This window comes from Mesorhizobium sp. M0664 (genome assembly GCF_040320565.1).
Taxonomy (GTDB): Bacteria; Pseudomonadota; Alphaproteobacteria; order Rhizobiales; family Rhizobiaceae; genus Mesorhizobium.
This window is the reverse complement of sequence record NZ_JAMYPW010000107.1, coordinates 1-1,248: the sequence shown is the minus strand read 5'-3', so window position 1 is coordinate 1,248 and position 1,248 is coordinate 1. Positions and strand designations below refer to the sequence as shown.

General features: G+C 65.9%; 1 protein-coding gene. It reads right to left on the bottom strand.

Going from position 1 to position 1,248, the window contains the following annotated elements:
• Positions 1–59: 59 nt before the first annotated feature.
• Positions 60–1,190 carry an IS481 family transposase gene (locus NKI39_RS34140; RefSeq protein ID WP_352837545.1) on the bottom strand — a complete coding sequence of 377 codons (1,131 nt, stop codon included), beginning with the start codon at positions 1,188–1,190 and terminating at the stop codon, positions 60–62.
• Positions 1,191–1,248: the final 58 nt, after the last annotated feature.

Genomic DNA, 1,248 nt, shown 5'->3' with positions numbered 1-1,248 from the left:
TGTTTGGACCGGAGACATCGCGAACAGGTGTGCGAGGACATCGCGAACAGTGCTCCATGCTATCTCTCGACGAGGTTGAGGTCGATGGTTTGGATTTTCTGATGGCGGAAGAAGACGTTGAAGACGCCGTCCTTGTCGGTCGCACGGAAGGCGACGGCGCGCCCGGCGAAGGCATTGCAGATCTTGAAGTGGCGGCCGAACAGCGAGGTCGCGCCCTTCTGCTGGATCTTGCGGATATGGTCGCCGGGCGCATAGTCGAAGGGCTGCTGGGTCTCCCTGAAGTCGCGCGGGGAAGACCGGTAGCGGTCGAGCGGCACGGCGCCGTCGATCGCCTCGTGCGGGCGCTCTGCATTGTAGATGTGGCGCCAGCGGTCGAAGGCCCGCTGGGCCGCCGCCAGGTTCTCGAACGGCGGTCCCTGCAGCGCCTCGGCCTTGAGCGTGCGGTGAAAGCGCTCCTCCTTGCCCAGCGTCTGGGGATGATACGGCCTGGAATGCCCGATGGCGATGCCGATTTCGATCAGCCAGACGCCGAGCAGGGTAAAGTCGTTGCGGCCGCCATCGCCCCAAGGCGGGCCGTTGTCGGTGGCGATACGAAAGGGCAGGCCATAGCGGCGGAAGGCCGTGATCAGGCGCGTTTTCACGGTTTCGGTGGTCTGGTCGGAGCAGGCCGACAGCACGATCGAGAACCGCGAATGGTCGTCGAGCACGGTCAGCGGATGCAGGCGCCCGGCGCGCAACGGCACATGACCCTTGAAGTCCATCTGCCACAGATCGTTGGGCGCTTCGTGCTCGAAGCGGATGAAGGGCTTTGCCCCGCCGCCCAGCGCCCCGAGCTCGACGCCGTTGCGACGCAAGATGCCGGTCACCGTCGAGGGCGACGGACAGCCAATCCCCTGGCGCGCCAGGACCCGGGCGATCTTGCGCCCGCCCCAGGCCGGATGTGCCGCCCGCACCGAAAGCGCCGCTGCTTCGACCTCCCAGGCGCTGCGCCTGGGACTCGAGAGCGGTTGGCGCGAACGCTCCAAAAGCCCGGCCTCGCCCTCCGTCCGATAGCGCGCGATCAACTTGTGAGCCACGGTCCGACCGATCCCAAAGCGCCGGCACAACGCGCTCACATTCGCTCCCGGCGCGCTCGCCAACCTGACAAATTCCAGCTTCTGTTTCATCGCGCTCGTGTCCTCGAATGGCATCCCGAACCTCCCGGCGCAAAGCGCGCCAAACTGTTCGCGATGTCCTCGCACACCTGTT